We start from the raw sequence: 19,125 nt of genomic DNA, 5'->3' as shown, positions 1-19,125 counted from the left end.
CACCATGTCCAATATGCTAGTACAGCTCAAACAGCTTAGCACCGTCGTCGCCGATACCGGCGACCTCGGCGCCATCCGTCGCTTTGCACCCCAGGATGCCACCACCAACCCGTCGCTGATCCTTAAGGCGGTCCAGTCGGGCCAGTATGATGCGCTGCTTGATGAGATCCTCGTTGCTGCCCGCGACCATAAAGGGACACTAGAAGAGGCTGTCGACCAAGCCAGTGATCGTTTGGTCGTGGCGATGGGCTGCTTGATTCTCAACCATATTCCAGGCCGCGTCTCGACCGAGGTTAACGCTCGGCTGTCGTTTGACAGGGATGCCAGCATAGCCAAAGCGCGCCGGTTGGTGACGCTGTACGAAGAGGCTGGTATCAGCCGCGACCGTATCCTGATCAAAATCGCTGCTACTTGGGAGGGGATCCGTGCCGCCGAGGTACTGGAGCGTGAGGGTATTGCATGCAACCTGACGCTGATCTTTAGCTTCACCCAAGCTCGCGCCTGCGCCGAGGCCGGCGCCTTCCTTATCTCGCCGTTTGTTGGTCGCATTCTCGACTGGTATTGCAAGGTTAACCCCGGTACCGACTACGCACCTGACGAAGAGCCGGGCGTACTGCAGGTGCGCGAGATCTACCGCTGGTTCCGTCGTCACCAGTACCCTACGGTGGTGATGGGTGCGAGCTTCCGCAACCGCGGTGAGATCTTGGCACTGGCTGGCTGCGACCGTCTAACCATCAGCCCGGCACTGCTCGAGGAGTTATCTCGTAGAGACGGTTCCGTCGATCGGGTGCTAACCGACAGCGGAGTTTACGCTGAGCGACCGACACCGCTCAACGAGGCCGAGTTTCGCTGGCAGTTCAACGAGGACGCCATGGCAACTGAGAAACTTGCCGAAGGCATCCGCTGCTTCGAGGCGGATCAACTGAAGCTGGAAACACTACTGCGTGAGCGCCTGGCCGGAGGTACTGTATGAACGACCCCAAACTTACGGCTACCCAAGACCGCCGTACCCTAGCTAATGCCATCCGTGCCTTGAGTATGGACGCTGTGCAGCAGGCCAGCTCCGGCCACCCCGGCGCACCGATGGGCATGGCGGATATCGCAGAGGTGCTCTGGCGCGGCCATCTGCGCCACAACCCAACCAACCCGGCCTGGCCCGATCGTGACCGCTTCGTGCTATCCAATGGCCACGGCTCGATGCTGCTGTATAGTTTGCTGCACCTGAGCGGCTACGACCTGCCGATTGACGAACTCAAGCACTTCCGACAACTGCACTCCAAGACCCCGGGCCATCCCGAGTACGGCTATGCTCCTGGTGTTGAGACTACCACTGGCCCGCTGGGGCAGGGACTGGCCAATGCCGTTGGTCTGGCGTTGGCGGAACGAACTCTGTCGGCTCAGTTCAACCGCCCAGGCCACACTATCGTTGATCATCACACTTACGCCTTTGTCGGCGACGGTTGCCTGATGGAGGGGATCTCTCATGAGGTCTGCTCGCTGGCCGGCACCCTAGGACTGGGTAAACTGATTGTGCTCTACGATGACAATGGCATTTCAATCGACGGAGAGGTCGAAGGCTGGTTCAGCGATGACACCCCTGCGCGCTTTCGAGCCTACGGCTGGCAAGTAATTGAGGCGATCGACGGCCATGATGCCGTAGCCATTGATGCGGCACTGTGTGAAGCCAAGACTGATCAACAACGCCCGAGTCTGATCTGCTGCAAGACCACCATCGGCTTTGGTTCGCCGAGCAAGGCCGGTACGCACGACTGCCATGGCTCCCCGCTGGGGGACGACGAGATTGCAGCGACCCGCAAGGCCCTGGATTGGTCGTATGCACCTTTCGAGGTGCCCGACGTGATCCGCTCAGCCTGGGACGCCCGCGACGCTGGTGCCGAATTAGAGTTGGACTGGCGGCAGCGTTTCGCGGCTTATCGCAATGCATTCCCGGGGCAGGCCGCCGAGTTTGAACGTCGCCAGGCCGGCGAACTGCCGTCAACCTGGCAGGCATTGAGAAAGGAACTGTTGTGGAACTGTCAGCAGCAGCGTCGTACCATGGCCAGCCGCAAAAGTTCGCAGGAAGTGCTCGAAGTGCTGGGGCCGGCGTTGCCGGAGCTTCTGGGCGGCTCGGCGGACCTAGCGCCTTCCAACTTGACGCAGTGGTCTGGATCACTATCTGTTTCGGCCGAAGTTGCAGACGGCAACTACATTCATTATGGCGTGCGCGAGTTTGGTATGAGCGCGATAATGAACGGCTTGGCGCTACATGGGGGCTTCATTCCCTACGGCGGTACCTTCTTGATGTTCATGGAATATGCCCGCAACGCAGTGCGTATGGCGGCGCTGATGGGGATTCGCAATATCTTCGTCTATACCCATGATTCCATTGGCCTCGGTGAGGATGGTCCGACCCATCAGCCAATTGAGCAACTGGCGAGCCTGCGCCAGACGCCAAATATGGAGACCTGGCGCCCCTGCGACGAGACTGAAACGGCGGCGGCTTGGTGCTCTGCCCTTGAGCGCACCGACGGCCCCAGTGCGCTGATCTTTTCCCGGCAGAACTTGCCAGCGCAGAGTCGGGATGAAACGCAACTCGGCGACATTTACCACGGCGGCTACATTCTGCGCGACTGCATTGGTATTCCACAGCTGATCCTGCTGGCCACCGGTTCCGAAGTTGCGCTGGCGCAAGCAGCGGCCGACAGGTTGACGGACACGGGGCTGGCTGTACGGGTGGTGTCGTTGCCTTGCGTTGAACGCTTCGCCAAGCAGCCCCCGGCCTACCGCGATACTATACTCCCGCCGTCGGTTCGGGCACGGGTGGCGATTGAGATGGCACAGCCGGACGGCTGGTACCGTTGGGTGGGCCTTGACGGTGCTGTAATTGGCATAGATACCTTTGGTGAATCGGCTCCGGCCCCGGATCTGTTCGAGCATTTCGGCTTCACCGCTGAGCGGGTTGAAAATGAGGCTAGGGCTGTACTAGCGCGCCTGAACGAGGAGAACTGACCATGTATCTGGGTGTGGATTGTGGGACCCAGGGCACCAAGGTGGTGATCCTGGATCAGGAACAGGGCAGGCTGCGCGGCGAGGGCTATGCGCCCCATGAACTGATCAGTGCAGCCAACGGGCGCCGCGAGCAGGAGCCGTGCTGGTGGATCGACGCCTTCCGGCGCGCCTACCACTTGGCGCTGGAACAGGCGAGCATCGACAGCCGGACGATCCGGGCCATCGGCGTCTCAGGCCAGCAGCACGGCCTGGTGATGCTGGACGCACGGGGCGAGGTGATCCGGCCAGCCAAGCTCTGGTGCGACACCGAAACGGCGCCGCAGAACGCCGAGCTGCTGCAGCGGCTCGGCGGCGAGGCTGGCTCAATGGCGCAGCTCGGGCTGGTGCTGGCGACCGGCTATACGTTGTCGAAGCTGCTCTGGCTGAAAGAGCATGAACCCGATAACTTCGGTCGTATCGCCCATATCCTGCTGCCGCACGACTACCTCAACTACTGGCTCAGCGGCGAGATCGCCGCTGAGTATGGCGACGCATCCGGTACCGGTTACTTCGATATCCGCAGCCGCCGCTGGGCACCGCAGGTGCTCGGGCTGGTCGATCCATCCGGACGTCTGGAACGGGTGCTGCCGCCGCTGCTCGAGGCGCAGCAGGCGGTCGGCCGGGTGCGGGCTGAGGTGGCCCGGGAACTGGGCCTCAACGACGACGTCCTAGTGTCCAGCGGTGGCGGCGACAACATGATGGGCGCCATCGGCACCGGCAATATCCGTGATGGTGTCGTTACCCTGAGTCTCGGCACCTCCGGCACCCTCTACGCTTGTTCCGACCGGGTGCCGCAGCAGTTGCATCCGCAGTTGGCGTCGTTTTGCTCGTCGAGCAACGGCTGGTTGCCGCTGATCTGCACCATGAACCTGACCGGCGCGGCCAATGCGGTACGCGAGATGTTTGGGTTGAACTTAGCGCAGTTCAACGCTGAGGCCGTCTCCGCACCCATCGGAGCGGGCGGCATCACAATGTTGCCGTTCCTCAATGGCGAGCGGGTGCCAGTACTGCCTGATGCCACTGGCAGCTTGCTCGGGCTCAATATGCAGAACCTGAGTGCAGCCAATCTTTGTCGTGCGGTGCTGGAAGGCACCACCTTCGGTCTGCGCTATGGCCTCGACCTGCTGCGCGACGCTGGTATCGATAGTCGCGAGATCCGACTGATCGGCGGCGGTTCAAAGAGCACGTTGTGGCGTCAGTTGGTGGCAGACGTAATGAACGCGCGTGTCGTCTGTCCACAGATCGGCGAGGCGGCGGCGCTGGGTGGCGCCATTCAGGCGGCCTGGTGTGATCTCAATCGGATGGGCCAAAGCACCTCGCTCGAATCGCTGTGTGACCGCTTCGTGGCGTTTGACGACGCAGGAGCGGTCGAACCCGTTGCAAGAGACGTGGAAGCTTATGAGGCGGCATACAAAAACTATCGCCAGCACCTGCAGGCGATGTATCAACTGAGCTGAAGCGGACGGTCGCGCAGCAAAGGGCAATAATCAACATACCAGCCATCTTGGATTCGTTGTGTCTGGGTGGCTGGTGATAACCGAGTTTAGGGGCATCAGATGTTTAACGATTTGAAAAACAAGATGATCGTGGTCACCGGCGCGAGCAGCGGCATTGGCTGGTACTGCGTTGAAGCGCTGCGGGCGGAAGGCGCCGGGGTGCTGGCCGTTGGGCGTAATGAAGAGCAACTGCGGGTGCTGAAGGAGAAAACCGGTTGCGATATCGTGGTGGCTGACTTGACGCAACAGTCCGGTCTGGATGCGGTCGAGCGCGAACTTGGTGAAGTCGACGGCTTGGTCAACTGCGCGGGCCTGGCACTGCTCGAACCTGCAGCTGAGGTGACGGCGGATGCCTTCGATCAGATGATGGTGGTGAATGCCCGGGCGACGGCGTTGATGAGCCGGCTGGTTGCACAACGGATGATCGACCAAGGCTGTGGCGGGGCAATCGTCAATGTCTCGAGCCAGGCGGCGCTGGCCTCGCTGCACGACCACCTGGGCTATTCCGCGTCGAAAGCGGCCATGGATGCGATGACGCGCGTACAGTGCGCCGAATGGGGGCCGCATAATATTCGGGTCAACAGCGTAAACCCGACCGTCACCCTGACACCGATGGCTAAGGTGGGCTGGAGCGACCCGGTCAAGGCCGAGGGCATGCTGAGCAGGATTCCGCTTGGCAGATTCGCCGAGCCGGAAGAGGTCGTGCAGCCTATCTTGTTCCTGCTGAGTCAGGCTTCATCAATGATATCGGGTATTGTGTTGCCGATCGATGGGGGCTTTACAGCGGGTTAAAAGGGCTCCAATGGACATTTTGCTTAGAAAGCCTTAATTCTCCTCGGCTCACCCCTCCCGCACTATGCTGGCCAGCCCTTTGGACTGGCTTTCCAGCAATCGGGTAATGCCCTGCAAGTCTGCTTCATAGGCGGCAGGTGAACAGGGTCTGCCCGGCCACGGCGGCCAAGGCGTCGCCGGCCTGGCTCAGGGACTGCAAGGCCTGTTGCTGGCGGCGGGTGAGGGTGCTCAGCTCCTGCATGTCCCGGCCGATGCCCTTGGCCAGTTCCAGTATGCCGGAAAGTGCCTGGGTGACGCCCCGGATCACCGCCTCGCCGCTGCTCACTTCCTGGTGGCTGCTGGCCAGCAGCTCGCGGGTCTGGCGGGCGGACTCGTTGCTGCGAGTGGAGAGCTCGCGCACCTCCTGGGCCACCATCGCGAAGCCCTGGCCGTGCTCGCCGGCATGCCGGTGCTGGAAGTGTGGAAGGCCCAGCAGGTGGTGGTGTTCAAGCGCTCCATGAACACCGGCTACGCCGGGGTGCAGAACCCGCTGTTCTTCCGCGAAAACAGCGTCATGCTGTTCGGCGACGCCAAAGACAGCGTGGACAATATCCTGAAAGCGCTGTAATTCGTTGCAGCTTGTCACCATGAAAAAGGGAGCTTCGGCTCCCTTTTTGTATTATTTCCGCTTCAAGCCGAATGAGCTACTCACATGCTCGGAGCCGAGACAGATCGTTCACCGGTTCAGGAAACAATACCCTGGGCCGAGAGTTCTCTGCGGAGAATATCTGCACCCGCACTCAAGGCATTGAGTTTGGCTCTTGCTACCCGACGAGGTAAGGGGGCCATACCACAGTTGGTACAAGGGTAGAGTTTGTCGGCATCTACAAACTCAAGTGCTTTTCGTAGGGTATTGGCGACTTCCTCCGGCGTCTCTATGGTATGGGTTGCCACATCGATGGCCCCGACCATCACCTTTTTTCCTCGAATGAGTTCAAGCAGCTCGATTGGAACACGGGAGTTGTGACATTCTAATGAGATAATATCGATATTGGACTTTTTCAGTTTGGGAAAGACTTCTTCGTATTGTCTCCACTCGGAACCTAACGTCTTTTTCCAGTCCGTATTGGCTTTGATGCCATAGCCATAGCAAATATGTACGGCGGTTTCACATTTAAGGCCTTCAATGGCTCTCTCGAGAGCTGCAATCCCCCAGTTATTTACCTCATCAAAAAACACATTAAATGCAGGCTCATCAAATTGGATAATATCAACGCCAGCCGCCTCTAATTCTTTGGCTTCCTGGTTGAGTATCTTGGCGAATTCCCAGGCCAGCTTTTCGCGGCTTTTATAATGGTCATCATAAAGCGTATCTATCATGGTCATGGGGCCTGGCAGGGCCCATTTGATGGGTTGCCTGGTTTGCTGACGTAAAAACCTGGCATCCTCAACAAAAACCGGCTTCTGGCGACTGACTGCACCAACGACCGTCGGTACACTCGCATCATAGCGGTCACGAATTTTAACGGTCTTGCGTTTTTCAAAATCAACACCGCTAAGGTGCTCAATAAAGGTGGTCACAAAGTGTTGGCGCGTTTGCTCGCCATCACTGACAATATCAATGCCTGCTTGTTGCTGCTCTTGCAACGATACCAGCAAAGCATCATGTTTTCCCTCAAGCAATTCCTCTTCCTGCAATTTCCAGGGTGACCAAAGTGTCTCAGGTTGTGCAAGCCAGGAAGGTTTGGGTAAACTGCCTGCAGTGGAAGTGGGTAATAATTTTTTCATAATAAATACCGTTTATATCCTGCTAATGATTAGGCGTAATTGGCAGACCATTGTTAAATAATAGATTGGTATGGTTTGATAAAGTACTTCTCAGCAAGTTTTCCCTGCTTGATGGCTAACTGGCTACGCTCTTCTCGGTCATAAACAATCCGAGTTAATGAGTAATCCCGGTTTTTCAGGTTTGGTTTGTAGCATTTTCCCGCCGCTGCGTTGGCATTGTAAATTTCAGGCCGGTAGATTTTTTGAAACGTTTCCATTGTGCTGATGGTGCTTATCAATTCAAGGTTGCTGTAATCATTGAGCAAATCACCAAAAAAGTAAAAAGCCAGAGGCGCAACGCTATGTGACGGCATAAAATAACGAACTTTCAACCCCATCTTCTTGAAGTATTGTTCAGTCAGGGATGATTCATTGGGCAGGTACTCAACACCCAATATGGGGTGATGGTTTTCCGTTTGATGATAAGTCTTGTTATCGGAAACACTGAGGCATATTACAGGTGGTTTAGTGAAATTCTGCTTGTAGGCACCGGAGTTCACAAAACATTTAAAAAGTCTGCCGTGCAGATCGCCAAAGTTCTCCGGAATGCTGAAACCGGGTTTGTTCTTGTTGTGTTCCAACAACAGTACGCTAAAGTCGTAATCCCGTACGTACGAAGAAAAGTTATTTCCTACAATACCTTCAATGCGTTTGTTGGTTTTGTGATCGACGACATTTGTTTTCAATATCTCGATAGTGGGAAAGCTCTGGCCATTGTCTTCGTTACTAATGTTCATATCAACGGAAATGATTTCAAGTTCAACAGAATAACGATCTCCTTTGGGGTTGTCCCAATGGGCCAGGGCATTGAACCGATTGTCAATCATCGCCAAGGCGTTGCGCAAGTTTGCCCGGCAGTTATCTCCTCTGGCCAGATTGGCGAAGTTGGTGGTAAGACGCGTACTGTCAGAGGGCTGATAGTTTTCATCGAAAGCGATGCTGTTGATGGTAAATTTAAATTCGTTACTCATAATCTCCTGACACCCCATTTCCCGCACTAAAATCTGAGTTTGTTTATTGTTCTTTCCGGACTTGATCATCACCTTTGTTTGGAAGTCCGGATGTCTAGAGCTGAACATGGCTATGTTATACAGGGGACATTGCATGAGAAAAAGTGATTTTACCTCATAAATGCATGCAATATTTTCATGGTTTTCGGTGGGACTGTGCTCACAAGAGCAAGCGGTATGCCGGATTCACGGTGCGCAGCCTGCTTCGATCAACGTCGGCGATGCCCGTAAACCTTGGGCCCGCTAAATAACAGTTCCGAATGGTAGCTCACTGTCGGCAGCGACCGGATTCCGCTAAGTAGACCCTCCGCGCCAGGGCCGGAAAATGCTCCTGCCGCTCCGGTATTCCCGCCATCCCTGGCGGTCAGAAGCGCGGCACAGCCCCATGGGTTCACGGCGTGTCTGCGTGCGGGACCCGGTCGATGTAGCACTATTATGATCAGTGATTTAGGTGTGTAACGAGCAGGACACAACCACCTCTGACAGATGCTGTAACACCTGGCAGAGGCGGCAGCGGTATGATCAAAGAGAGGAGGGAGCTTGAATAAAAAAAGCAGCGTGATCATCTGATCTTCTGAGCCTGAACAATGAAATCACTCAGGTAATCAATCTGCTCTTCGCCTTTTCGTATTCCCAAAAAGATCTGTTTTTTAATCCCGTGTTGACCGAAGCGGAGGCTTTTAATGGCTATTGTTTTGGCGAATTCATCCACCAACCAACCTGGCAACGCACAGACGCCTCTGCCTGCGGCCACCATTTGCAGCATGATTTCCGTCGTTTCGATAGTCTTGTGTTTTTTTACCGTACATTTTGCGGGGTTTAAAAACTGACTGTAAATATCCAGTCGCTCAGGCTCTACCGGATAGCTGAATAAGACTTCTTCACTCAGCTGTTCAGGCATGATCGAGTCTTGCGTGGAAAGAGGATGAGATGCTGAAACGACGAGTCTATGTTCATAGTCAAATACCGGTATAAAGGTTACCTTGGGTGTATGCAAGGGATCCGGAGTAACCAGGATGTCAATTTCGTAGCTATGCAGGGCACCCAGGCCGCCGAACTGGAATTCCTGCTTTACGTCAATATCAACGTTGGGCCATGTGTCAAGATAAGGTTCAATCACTTTTAACAGCCATTGATAGCAAGGGTGGCATTCCATGCCGATACGCAGTGAACCCATTTCCCCTGTCGCTATCTGACGCAACAGCAGTTCGGTGTGTTTAAATTGAGGTAATACTCGGTTGGCAAGCGTCAGAATGCGTTCACCCGCATTGGTAAGGCGCAAGTTTCTCCCTTCTTTTTGCCAGACAGGTGTTTTGATCTGGCCTTCTAATTTTTTGATGCTGTGGCTTAATGCTGACTGGGATAAATTTAACGATTCAGCAGCCTGGGTTAGCGTTCCTTGCTCCTTTATGGCTGCCAGTACTTCAAGGTGAAACCGTTCCAACATCACTTAACTCCGGTTTTAGTGCTTAATACGTTGAATGTAATTTATGACTTATTGAAAATATATCATTATTTTATTGTTAAAATGTCGCCGATGTCTTGCCAAGCTTCGGTCAATCCCTTAGTTTCTAATGTTTTTTAAGGTCTCGGGGCAAAAATCATGGATACATGGCGCGGCGTGGTGCCGCTTACCCTGCCGGTGATGATGGGCTATTTGCCACTGGGAGCGGTATTCGGGGTGCTGTGGGTGGATGCGGGCCTGAGCTGGTACTGGGCGCCGCTGATGAGCGTGCTGGTCTATGCGGGCGCCCTGCAATACCTGGCGGTGGGCATGCTGGCGGCGGGCATCGGCTGGATCGATCTGGCGGTGGCGGCGCTGCTGGTGAATTTCCGCCACCTGTTCTACGGTCTGTCGCTTTACCACCTGTTGCCGAAGGGCGCCCTCGGCCGCCAGTACTTCATTTTCGGCATCACCGACGAAACCTATTCCCTGCTCAGCGCCTCCGGCCAGGTGAAGGACAGCAAGACCGCCCTGCTGGTGACGCTGTTCAATCAGGGCTACTGGGTGCTGGGCACCCTGGCGGGCATACTGCTGGCGCGGGGCCTGCCCCCCGGACTGCAGGGCCTGGACTTCGCCCTCACCGCCCTGTTCACCGTGCTGGCGGTGGAGCAGATCCGCGCCAAAAAGGACTGGGGCGCCGTGGCCCTGGGGCTGTTGGCGGCGGCCGTGGCCGGTATCTGGGTCAGTGAGTACTTCCTGCTGGTGGCCTCGCTGATGCTGGTGCTGGTGTTGCTGGCCTGGCCGGAAGCGAAGCGGGAGGCGGCCCATGTCTGAACTTGACTACCTGCTGGCGGCGCTGATCATGGGGACGGTCACTTTCGGTCTGCGCGCCTTCCCCTTTGTGGCCCGGGGTTTTATCGCCCACCACAGGCGCATCCAGGTGCTTGGCCGGCGGCTGCCGGTGGCCATGATGGTGCTGCTCACCCTCTATGCCATGGGGGTGCACCAGTGGAGCGAGCCTGCCGACGGCACCAACCAGCTGATCGCGGTGCTGGTGGTAGCAGTGCTGCAGCTGTGGCGCCGGCAGGCGCTGCTCAGCATCCTTGCCGGCACCCTGGTGTACATGGCGCTGATGAACGGCTGGCTGGGGCTCTGATCCCGGCCGGCTTTCGGCTATAATCCGGCTCCCGCATTTTTCCGGATGAGCCACCATGAAGATGACCCCTGCTTTGCGCGCCCGACTGCTGGGCCTGATAACCCTGTGCCTGGGCTCCCTGGCCCAGGCCGCGCCTTTCGTGTTTACCGCCATCCCCGATCAGGACGAGCGCCACCTGACCGAGCGCTTCGGCAAGATTGCCGACTACCTGTCCGAACAGCTGGAGGTGGAGGTGCAGTACATTCCGGTGAAGAGCTACCCGGCGGCGGTGAGCGCCTTTCGCAACGATCAGGTGCAGCTGGCCTGGTTCGGCGGCCTGACCGGGGTGCAGGCCCGCGAGCTGGTGCCGGGCAGCGAGGCCATCGCCCAGGGGGTGGAGGACACCGAGTTCGTCAGCTACATCATCGCCCACGCCAGCACTGGCCTGGGAGAGAGTGAGCAGTTACCCGCCGGCCTTGCCGGCAAGCGCTTCACCTTCGGCGACAAGGGCTCCACCTCCGGCCGGCTGATGCCCGAGTTCTACCTGCGCCAGCACTTCGGCCAGGCGCCGGAGCAGCTGTTCTCCCGGGTCGGCTTTTCCGGCGACCACAACCGCACCATCAGCCTGGTGCAGTCCGGCGCCTTCGAGCTGGGCGCGGTGAACTACGCGGTGTGGGAGGCGGAAAAGGCCAAGGGCAATATCGACGAGAGCAAGGTCCGGGTGATCTGGGCCACGCCGGCCTATCCCGACTACCAGTGGAGCATCCGCGGCGACGTGGACGCGCGCTTCGGCGCCGGCTTCAAGCAGAAGGTGCAGCAGGCGCTGCTGGAGATGAAAGACCCCGCGCTGCTGGCGGCCTTTCCCCGCTCCGGCTTTATCGCGGCGAGCAACGACGACTACGCCCCCATCCGCGACACCGCCGTGGCCATCGGCATCATGGATCCCGAGCCGTAATGGACAAGGGCGCCAGCCTGTTCCGCTTCCACCAGGACACCCTGGGCTACGCAGGCACCCCCGTGTTGCGCGAGTTGTCGCTGGAGGTGAGGGAAGGGGAAAAAGTCGCCCTGCTGGGTGAGTCGGGCACCGGCAAGAGCACCCTGCTGCGCCGGCTGCGCGAGCTGCGCCCGCTGGAGGTGGCCTGGTGCCCGCAGCATCCGGGGCTGGTGCCCATGCTGTCGGCCTTTCACAACATCTACATGGGGCGGCTCGAACGCCATCCCTTCTGGTACAACCTGGCCAACCTGGTGCGGCCTCTGGCCCGTCCCCGGGCCGAGATCACCGAGCTGGCCAGCCAGCTGGGGCTGGCCGGCCAGCTGTGGACCGCCGCCGAGCGGCTTTCCGGCGGCCAGCAGGGCCGGGTCGGCCTGGGCCGGGCCCTGTACCAGCAAAAGCCCATCTTTATCGGCGACGAGCCGGTGTCGGCGTTGGACGAGCGCCAGGCCGACGAGCTGTTGCGGCTGGTCTGTGCCCGCCACCGCACAGTAGTGCTGGCGCTGCACAATGTGGAGCAGGCACTCACTCACTGTACCCGCATCGTCGGCCTGCGCCAGGGGCGGGTGGTGCTGGACGCGGCCAGCCAGGCGCTGACCCCGGACCAGCTGCGCACCCTGTACCGGAGCCGCTGATGGCCCAGCCGCAGCCGGCCCGGGCCATGGTGCACAGCAGCCTGCTGTTCCTGCTGCTGGCGCTGTTGTGCCTGCCCTGGGCCGATCTGTCCGTCACCGCCCTCGACCCCTGGCACGAGCTTTCCCGCTTGGGCACCGGCCTGCTGCTGCCGGCCCCGCCCGAGGCGGGGACCCTGCTGTCGGCGCTGGCCAACACCCTGGCCTTCGCCCTGCAGGGGGTGGCCCTGGGCGCGGTGCTGGGGCTGGGGCTGGCGGCGGGCTACCGCCTGCCCTGGGTGCGCCGGCTGGCGGCGGCCCTGCGGGCGGTACACGAGCTGTTCTGGGCGCTGCTGTTCATCCAGTTGCTGGGGCTCACGGCGCCGGCCGGGGTGCTGGCCATCGCGCTGCCCTACGCCGGCACCTTCGCCAAGATCTACGGCGAGCTGTTCGAAGAGGCGGATCCGGCGCCGGAGCAGGCGCTTGCACCGGGCATCGGCGGCCTGTCCCGGCTGCTGTTCATCCAGTTGCCCCTGTGCTGGCGGCAGATGGCCACCTACACCGGTTACCGGCTGGAGTGCGGTATCCGCAGCTCGGCGGTACTGGGCTTTATCGGCCTGCCGACCCTGGGCTATCACCTGGAATCCCTGCTGCGCCAGGGCTACTACCATGAGGCGGCGAGCTTCTTCTACGCCCTGGTGCTGATCATCGCCACCATCAAGTGGTGGCTCCGCCCCCGGTTGGTGCCGCTCTACCTGCTGGCGGCGCTGCTCTGGCTGCCGCCGCTGGCCGGGCTGGACTGGGCGCTGATGGTGCGCTTTTTCACTGAAGATATCGTGCCCGCCCCGCTGCGGGTCGGCGACTGGGCCGGGCTCTGGCCCTGGCTGGGGGCGTTGTGGCGGGGGCAGGTGGCGCCCGGGCTGTTCAACACCCTGGTGCTGGCGCTGCTGGCGCTGGTGGTCACCGCGCTGCTGGCGCTGGCCTGGTTTCCGGCCATCTCCCGCCGCTTCGGCAACCCGGCCAGCCGTACCCTCAGCCACGGGTGGCTGGTGCTGATGCGCTCCCTGCCCGAATACCTGCTGGCCTTTATCGGCATGCTGCTGCTCGGCCCGGGCATGCTGCCGGCCATGCTGGCGCTCGGCCTGCACAACGGCGCCATCATCGCCCACCTGCTGGGGCATCATCTCAATGGCCTGGTGCTGCGGGAGGACGCTCCCCGCGGAGTGAATCTTTACCTGTTCGAGGTGCTGCCCCGGCTGTACCGGGCCTTTATGGCCTACAGTCTGTACCGGTTCGAGAACCTGATCCGGGAAACGGCGATACTGGGCATGCTGGGCATTCCCACCCTGGGATTTTTTATCGATTCGGCGTTCAGCGAGTTCCGCTTCGACCGGGCCATGGCGTTGCTGCTGGTGTGCGCCGGACTCAATATCCTGGTGGATGCCCTGGCCCGGCGCCTGCGCCGCCGGCTGCACCTGAGCAGCCGGGCGGAGGTGTTGTGAGGATTAAAGCACCAGGCCGCCGTCGATTTTCAGCACCTGGCCGGTGATGTAGCGCGAGCGCTCGCTCGCCAGGAACAGCACGCCCTCGGCGATGTCCCGGGGTTCACCCAACTCGCCCAGGGGGATGCGGGAACGCATCTTGTCCAGTACCTTCTCCGGCACCGCCTGGGTCATCTCGGTGTTGATAAAGCCGGGGGCGATGCAGTTGGCGCGGATCCGGGCACCGCCGCGGGCGAACTCCTTGGCCCAGCCCTTGGTCATGGCAATGATGCCGCCCTTGCTGGCCGCGTAGTTGCTCTGGCCGATGTTGCCGTCGGTGCCGACGATGGAGGAGATACTGACGATGCTGCCCCGCCCCTGCAGTTTCATCAAGGGAATCATGGCCTGGGTCATCATAAACACCCCCTTGAGGTTGACATCCATCACCCGATCCCAGTCCGCTTCGGTCATTTTGTCGAGCAGGGCGTCGCGGGTGATACCGGCGTTGTTCACCAGCACGTCCACCCGGCCGTGCTCGGCCAGGATGCGGCCGCTCAGCTCGCTCAGGGCGACCGGATCGCACACGTCCAGGGTGGCACCGGTCATATTGGGGTAGGCTTCCATCCAGCCGAGGGCCGGCGCCAGGTTGATGTCGCAGGCATAGACCCGGGTGGCACCGCTCTCGGCCAGGGTTTCGCTGATGGCCCGGCCCAGGCCCCGGGCGGCGCCGGTCACCACGCAGATCTTGCCGTTCATGTCGTCGTTGTTGTGGCTCATGGTCGTTATCCTTGTTGTAGATGGGGTGCAATGGTCCGACCTGTGGCAGGACCCTAAGGACATCTTAGCTAATTTTTTGCGCCGCATTGTGATGAGTCTCTAATTTAATCGAATATTCACGTTGCGGGGCATTGTTGCCATGGGTGCCTGCATCAGCAGATTTGAACAGATTTATCGTTGAAATAATAAAGAAAAGAGGGGTGGCAAGACGAAGGAGCAGAGAGCCGTTGACTGCCGGGCACTATGGAGAGAGCCTTTATCTGGTCAGCGCATGATGGATTTTTTGTGCGACGCACATGGAGAGGTAACAAAAAGGGCCCGCATTGGCGGGCCCCTTGTAAAACGTCGCAGAGCGGATTAGTTGCCGTTCCAGGCGGCGATCAGGGCGCGTTCTTCGTCGGTCATCTGGGTCATGTTGCCGAGGGGCATGTAACCACTGGCCACCACCTGCTTGATTTGCTGGGCCAGGACCTGGGTTTTGTCCTCGGAGTCCATCATCATGCCGGCCGGGGCGGAGGCAAAGCCGGGCTGGCTCGGCTGGGCCGCATGGCATTGCACACAGCGCGCTTCCATGATGCCCTGCACCTGGGCCAGGGTCACACTGGGCGCGGCGTCAGCACTTGCCTCGCTGCCCTGGGTGGCAACCGCCGGCTGGGGCTTGGGTGCGGCTATCCATACCACCGCCAGGATCAGTACCACGCCCGCTGCCGGATAGGCCGGCTTGTGCTGGCCGGAGTGCATCAGCACGAAGTACTGGCGGATCAGGGCGCCGGCAAAGATGAACAGCGTCATGATCACCCAGGCCTGGGGATGGTTGTAGGTGAAGGAGTAGTGGTTGCTCAGCATCAGCAGCAGCACCGGCAGGGTGAAGTAGGTGTTGTGCACCGAACGCTGTTTGCCGCGCTTGCCGTCGATCGGATTCGGGGTTTCGCCAGCCTTGAGCGCCTTCACCATGCGGCGCTGGCCGGGGATGATCCAGAAGAACACATTGGCGGACATGGCGGTGGCCATGACGGCGCCGGTGATCAGGAAAGCGGCGCGGCCGGAGAAAATATGGGAACTCAGGTAGGCGACCACCACCATCATCACCGCCACGGCGATACTGAGCACACCGTCGCGCTCCATGTTGGGGCTGATGCGCTTGCACAGTTCGTTGTACACAATCCAGCCCATGGCCAGGAATACCAGGGCCACGACGTTGGCCTGCCAGCCGGTCAGGTTGGCGGCCCACTCCCAGGGAGAGTTGGGGTTGACCAGATAGAAGCTAGGCTTGGTCATGTACAGCAGGGTGAACAGGGCGAAGCCGGACAGCCAGGTGGTGTAGGATTTCCAGAAGGACCAGTGCAGGTCATCCGGCAGTTTTTCCGGGCTGGTGGCATACTTCTGGTTGTGGTAGAAACCACCGCCGTGTACCGCCCACATCTCGCCAAACACGCCCTTCTTTTTGCACTCTTCCGCCTTGGGCGGCTTGAGGCCGTTATCGAGCATGACGAAGTAGATCGATTCGCCGATCCAGGCGACGGCGGCAATGACGTGCAGCCATCTCAGCAACAAGTTACCAAATTCCAGCAGATACGCTTCCATGGTATTACCTTCTCTGTTTCATGTTTTATTACTTGGACCCTAGCGCATCGAAACAGATGCCCTGCCGGAGGCGGGAGCTGAGACCACATGCGCTGCCTTCTGGTTCAAACTGTATACAGTTTAAAATTTAAAGTGTTGACAATTTATGGGGTGATTTTTTTCAATTATATGATGTTTGTCAATATTCTTTAACAGTTAATTTCGTGGGGCTGATGCCAAAAAAGAATTAATGACCCATTGATCAGCTTTAAAGTTCTTTTATTTCATAGCCTTACTGGCTGGCCTGGATGGGATGGCGCTGTGCTCACTCTGGCGGACAATCCGTCGGCTGCGCCGGGCATGGACCATGATACCGGATATGACCGGCCAAGTGGCGGCAGTCTGTCGAAAAGGTCAAAGCAGGGATGTAGAACCTCTTGTATACAGCCTGTCAGGCCGGGCGGCGGGAGCTGAACTGGGCGACCCTGTGGGCCAGCAGCCGGTGCAGCGGTGCCGGGTCAAAGTCCGGATCCAGCCGGCTCAGCACATGGGCCAGGCTTTCCAGGGTAGACAGAGCCTGGCCGCCGGGACCCTTGCGGATGGCGTAGCGACTGGCGGGAGCCCGGCTGAAGCTGAGCGCCGGCAAATCTTGCAGCCAGGGGTTGAGGTGGCACAGGCGGCGGGTTTTGCGCCAGGTACCGTCGAGTACCACCAGGCCGCCCGGAGCCAGGGAGCCGGGTGGGTGGGTGTCGATGTCCGCTGCGTCGGGGGCGGGATAGAGCAGCCACCATGCTCCCCGGGGCGGCGGTGGTGGCGCAGGCAGAGTCTCCGTCACCGTCAGCTCCATCTCCGGCAAGGCCAGCTGCAGCAACGGGACCGTGCTTTTGGCATGGCGGGCTTCCTTGGGATGCTGGATCAGCATTACCGGCAAAGGGCAGGGTTGGGGCTGTACCAGGGGGCAGAGGCAGGTGGCCAGGGGCAAACGGCAGCGGGGGCAATAAGAGCGGGACATGGCACTCTCCGGCTTAAACGAGCCATGATAGCCGCCGCGGCCGGCGGTGCAAAGGCCGCCGCTTCAGGAAGTGTTAATACAGATATCGTTAATTGACACTCCGTTAACAAGGGCATAGACCTTTATAGAGCCGGGTCGTTTCCGGCTTGCGAAGCCCTGTCAGTCCATAAGGAGAATGGTCGTGAACCCTACCCATTATACCTCCCATCCGCCGGCGTCCGCCGAGGGACCGGATAGCCCGCAGCGCCGCCAGCTGCTGCTGGGCGGTGCCGGCCTGGCCGCCACCGCCGGTCTGGCCGGCCTGGCGCCCCGAGCTTGGGCCCAGGCGGCCGAGCTGCCCGAATACGTGGGCTGGAAGGATGCCCAGGCACTCATCATGCACAGCGCCAATACCCTGGAAACCCGCCGTGACGCCATTGGCCGTGGCATCCTGACGCCCAGCGACCAGTTGTTCGTGCGTAACAACCTGTCGGCGCCGGACAGCGCTATCATGGCCAGCCCCGACGATTGGAGCCTGGACATACTGGGCACCACCCGTTCACAGCGTTTTACCCTGGGCCAGCTCAAGACCCTGGGAGTGGAAACCGTGGTCAGCGTGCTGCAGTGTTCCGGCAACGGCCGTAAATTTTTCCCCCATGGCGCCAGCGGCACCCAGTGGGAAACCGGTGCCGCCGGTTGCGTGGCCTGGACCGGTGTGCCGCTGCGCGAACTGGTGCGTGAACTGGGCGGCGTGATGGAGGGCATGAACTACATCACCGGCACCGGCGGCGAAACCCTGCCCGATGGCCTGGATCCCAAGTCGATCATGGTGGAACGCTCCGTGCCCCTGGCGGCTCTGGAGCAGGCGCTGCTGGCCTGGGAAATGAACGACGAACCCCTGTCCCTGGCCCATGGCGGCCCCCTGCGGCTGGTGATTCCCGGCTATTTCGGGGTCAACAACGTCAAATATCTCCGCCAGCTTGCCTTCACCCGGGAGCAGACCGATGCCAAGATCCAGGCTTCCGGCTTCCGGCTACCGGGTACGGGATCTGGGCGTGGAAGGTGCGCCGGATCAGCCTTCCATGTGGGAAATGCCGGTCAAATCCTGGATTACCTCGCCCCTGCAGTCGGCAGTGGCCGGGCGGACCCTGATTTACGGTGTGGCCTTCGGTGGCGTGCATGCCCTGAGCAAGGTGGAGGTGTCGGTCGACGGCGGCGAACGCTGGGCCGAGGCGCGTTTGCTGGGGCCGGACCTGGGACGGTTTGCCTGGCGCCCCTTTGTGCTGGCGGCCGAACTGGCGACGGGGGAATACCGGTTGGTCAGCCGGGCGACGGACGACCAGGGCCAGGTTCAGCCCAGAGACAGGGTGGACAACGAAAGGGGATATGGTCACAACGGCTGGCAGGATCACGGCGTGACCCTGACGGTGGCCTGAAACGGCGGGCCAGCCAGGCCCGTCTTTTAACCAGTGAGGACAGCAATGCGGCAATGGATGACAGCGGCCCTGTGGCCAGCCCTGGTTCTGCCGGCCCTGGCCGGGGACCCCCTGGCGGAAGGGCGCAGGATTTTTACCGAACTGGCCCAACCCAGTTGCAGCCTGTGCCATACCCTGAATGATGCGGGCAGCGCCGGCCAGATTGGCCCCAACCTGGATGAACTCAGGCCCACGGCGGAACAGGTTGGCAAGGCCGTCAGCGGCGGCGTGGGCATAATGCCGCCCTTTGCCGACAGCCTGAGTCCGGAACAGATATCGGCCGTGGCGGCCTATGTGGCCGGCGTGGCCGGATCCTGAGCCGGCAACTGTTCCGGTTTAATGCCCAGCCGCTGGCAAAGGGCTTTCAGCCGCGTCGGCGGTGGCGGGCTGCCAGCACGGTGGCCCGGCCGATAATATCGCTCAGCCTGGCCACCACCATGGGATCCTGCGCGGCGATGAGGGCTTGCATAAAGGGGCATATCCTTACAACTCGGGATGAGTCCAG

Annotated in this window: 18 protein-coding genes and 2 pseudogenes; 13 read left to right on the top strand and 7 right to left on the bottom strand. The window is 60.0% G+C overall.

All coding sequences use genetic code 11. The features are described 5' to 3' along the window. The first annotated feature begins 4 nt into the window (after positions 1-4). From tal to C7I36_RS13190, 4 genes are all read left to right on the top strand, one after another. Entirely contained in the window at positions 5-973 is a 969-nt protein-coding gene (gene tal, locus C7I36_RS13205) for a transaldolase (RefSeq protein ID WP_106454166.1), read from the top strand. Continuing rightward, positions 970-3,009 (top strand): transketolase, encoded by a 2,040-nt coding sequence (tkt, locus tag C7I36_RS13200; protein ID WP_106454165.1) that lies wholly within the window; start codon positions 970-972, stop codon positions 3,007-3,009. The genes tal and tkt overlap by 4 nt, the downstream gene beginning before the upstream one ends. 2 nt (positions 3,010-3,011) lie before the next feature. Next, positions 3,012-4,505, top strand: a complete 1,494-nt coding sequence (gene xylB / locus C7I36_RS13195; RefSeq protein ID WP_106454164.1) for a xylulokinase — start codon at positions 3,012-3,014, stop codon at positions 4,503-4,505. A gap of 99 nt (positions 4,506-4,604) precedes the next feature. Next, entirely contained in the window at positions 4,605-5,336 is a 732-nt protein-coding gene (locus tag C7I36_RS13190) for an SDR family oxidoreductase (RefSeq protein ID WP_106454163.1), read from the top strand. Positions 5,337-5,460: 124 nt separating this feature from the next. Here the strand turns inward: C7I36_RS13190 and C7I36_RS13185 are convergent, their stop codons facing one another. After that, on the bottom strand, positions 5,461-5,751 hold the full coding sequence (locus C7I36_RS13185; RefSeq protein WP_106454162.1) for a methyl-accepting chemotaxis domain-containing protein: 291 nt from the start codon (positions 5,749-5,751) through the stop codon (positions 5,461-5,463). Between the two features lie 18 nt (positions 5,752-5,769). Here C7I36_RS13185 and C7I36_RS13180 point away from each other — a divergent pair. Then, positions 5,770-5,943, top strand: a pseudogene (locus tag C7I36_RS13180) (NAD(P)(+) transhydrogenase (Re/Si-specific) subunit beta); the annotation flags it as partial. A 116-nt stretch (positions 5,944-6,059) separates the two neighbouring features. On the opposite strand, the gene C7I36_RS13175 reads toward C7I36_RS13180, so the two are convergent. The 3 genes from C7I36_RS13175 to C7I36_RS13165 all read right to left on the bottom strand — a co-directional run bounded on the left by C7I36_RS13175 (position 6,060) and on the right by C7I36_RS13165 (position 9,599). Next, complete coding sequence (locus tag C7I36_RS13175; protein WP_106454161.1) at positions 6,060-7,103, bottom strand: methionine synthase; 1,044 nt, start codon at positions 7,101-7,103, stop codon at positions 6,060-6,062. Between the two features lie 53 nt (positions 7,104-7,156). Continuing rightward, complete coding sequence (locus tag C7I36_RS13170; RefSeq protein WP_106454176.1) at positions 7,157-8,113, bottom strand: DUF1852 domain-containing protein; 957 nt, start codon at positions 8,111-8,113, stop codon at positions 7,157-7,159. 601 nt (positions 8,114-8,714) lie between these two features. Beyond that, on the bottom strand, positions 8,715-9,599 hold the full coding sequence (locus tag C7I36_RS13165) for a LysR family transcriptional regulator (RefSeq protein WP_106454160.1): 885 nt from the start codon (positions 9,597-9,599) through the stop codon (positions 8,715-8,717). 156 nt (positions 9,600-9,755) lie between these two features. On the opposite strand from C7I36_RS13165, the gene C7I36_RS13160 reads away from it, so the two are divergent. Genes C7I36_RS13160 through C7I36_RS13140 form a run of 5 tightly spaced genes read left to right on the top strand, consistent with a single transcriptional unit; the run spans position 9,756 to position 13,835 of the window. After that, a complete protein-coding gene (locus C7I36_RS13160; protein ID WP_106454159.1) occupies positions 9,756-10,430 on the top strand; it encodes an AzlC family ABC transporter permease in 675 nt (224 codons plus the stop codon). Beyond that, positions 10,423-10,752, top strand: a complete 330-nt coding sequence (locus C7I36_RS13155; protein ID WP_106454158.1) for a branched-chain amino acid transporter permease — start codon at positions 10,423-10,425, stop codon at positions 10,750-10,752. Before C7I36_RS13160 ends, C7I36_RS13155 begins: the two co-directional genes overlap by 8 nt. A gap of 55 nt (positions 10,753-10,807) precedes the next feature. Beyond that, the gene (locus C7I36_RS13150) at positions 10,808-11,686 is read left to right on the top strand and encodes a putative selenate ABC transporter substrate-binding protein (protein WP_245880114.1); all 879 of its coding nucleotides are present in this window, start codon (positions 10,808-10,810) and stop codon (positions 11,684-11,686) included. Then, the gene (locus C7I36_RS13145) at positions 11,686-12,357 is read left to right on the top strand and encodes an ATP-binding cassette domain-containing protein (protein ID WP_106454157.1); all 672 of its coding nucleotides are present in this window, start codon (positions 11,686-11,688) and stop codon (positions 12,355-12,357) included. Before C7I36_RS13150 ends, C7I36_RS13145 begins: the two co-directional genes overlap by 1 nt. Continuing rightward, the gene (locus C7I36_RS13140; protein WP_245880113.1) at positions 12,357-13,835 is read left to right on the top strand and encodes a PhnE/PtxC family ABC transporter permease; all 1,479 of its coding nucleotides are present in this window, start codon (positions 12,357-12,359) and stop codon (positions 13,833-13,835) included. The genes C7I36_RS13145 and C7I36_RS13140 overlap by 1 nt, the downstream gene beginning before the upstream one ends. A 3-nt stretch (positions 13,836-13,838) precedes the next feature. On the opposite strand, the gene fabG is transcribed toward C7I36_RS13140, so the two are convergent. The 3 genes from fabG to C7I36_RS13125 all read right to left on the bottom strand — a co-directional run bounded on the left by fabG (position 13,839) and on the right by C7I36_RS13125 (position 17,166). Next, a complete protein-coding gene (gene fabG, locus C7I36_RS13135) occupies positions 13,839-14,591 on the bottom strand; it encodes a 3-oxoacyl-ACP reductase FabG (protein ID WP_106454156.1) in 753 nt (250 codons plus the stop codon). Positions 14,592-14,948: 357 nt separating this feature from the next. After that, complete coding sequence (locus C7I36_RS13130; RefSeq protein ID WP_106454155.1) at positions 14,949-16,175, bottom strand: urate hydroxylase PuuD; 1,227 nt, start codon at positions 16,173-16,175, stop codon at positions 14,949-14,951. Between the two features lie 430 nt (positions 16,176-16,605). Next, positions 16,606-17,166, bottom strand: coding sequence for a tRNA-uridine aminocarboxypropyltransferase (locus C7I36_RS13125; RefSeq protein WP_106454154.1), 561 nt, complete (start codon positions 17,164-17,166; stop codon positions 16,606-16,608). Positions 17,167-17,341: 175 nt separating this feature from the next. On the opposite strand from C7I36_RS13125, the pseudogene C7I36_RS17985 reads away from it, so the two are divergent. From C7I36_RS17985 to sorU, 3 genes and pseudogenes are all read left to right on the top strand, one after another. Then, a pseudogene (locus C7I36_RS17985) lies at positions 17,342-18,091 on the top strand (molybdopterin-dependent oxidoreductase); the annotation flags it as partial. A 58-nt stretch (positions 18,092-18,149) separates the two neighbouring features. Further along, a complete protein-coding gene (locus C7I36_RS17785; protein ID WP_245880112.1) occupies positions 18,150-18,581 on the top strand; it encodes a molybdopterin-binding protein in 432 nt (143 codons plus the stop codon). Positions 18,582-18,638: 57 nt separating this feature from the next. Next, the gene (gene sorU / locus C7I36_RS13115; protein ID WP_181256374.1) at positions 18,639-18,938 is read left to right on the top strand and encodes a SorU family sulfite dehydrogenase c-type cytochrome subunit; all 300 of its coding nucleotides are present in this window, start codon (positions 18,639-18,641) and stop codon (positions 18,936-18,938) included. The last annotated feature ends 187 nt before the right edge of the window (positions 18,939-19,125 follow it).

The organism is Zobellella taiwanensis (genome assembly GCF_003012795.1).
Lineage (GTDB): Bacteria > Pseudomonadota > Gammaproteobacteria > Enterobacterales > Aeromonadaceae > Oceanimonas > Oceanimonas taiwanensis.
This window is presented reverse-complemented; position numbering and strand designations above follow the sequence as displayed.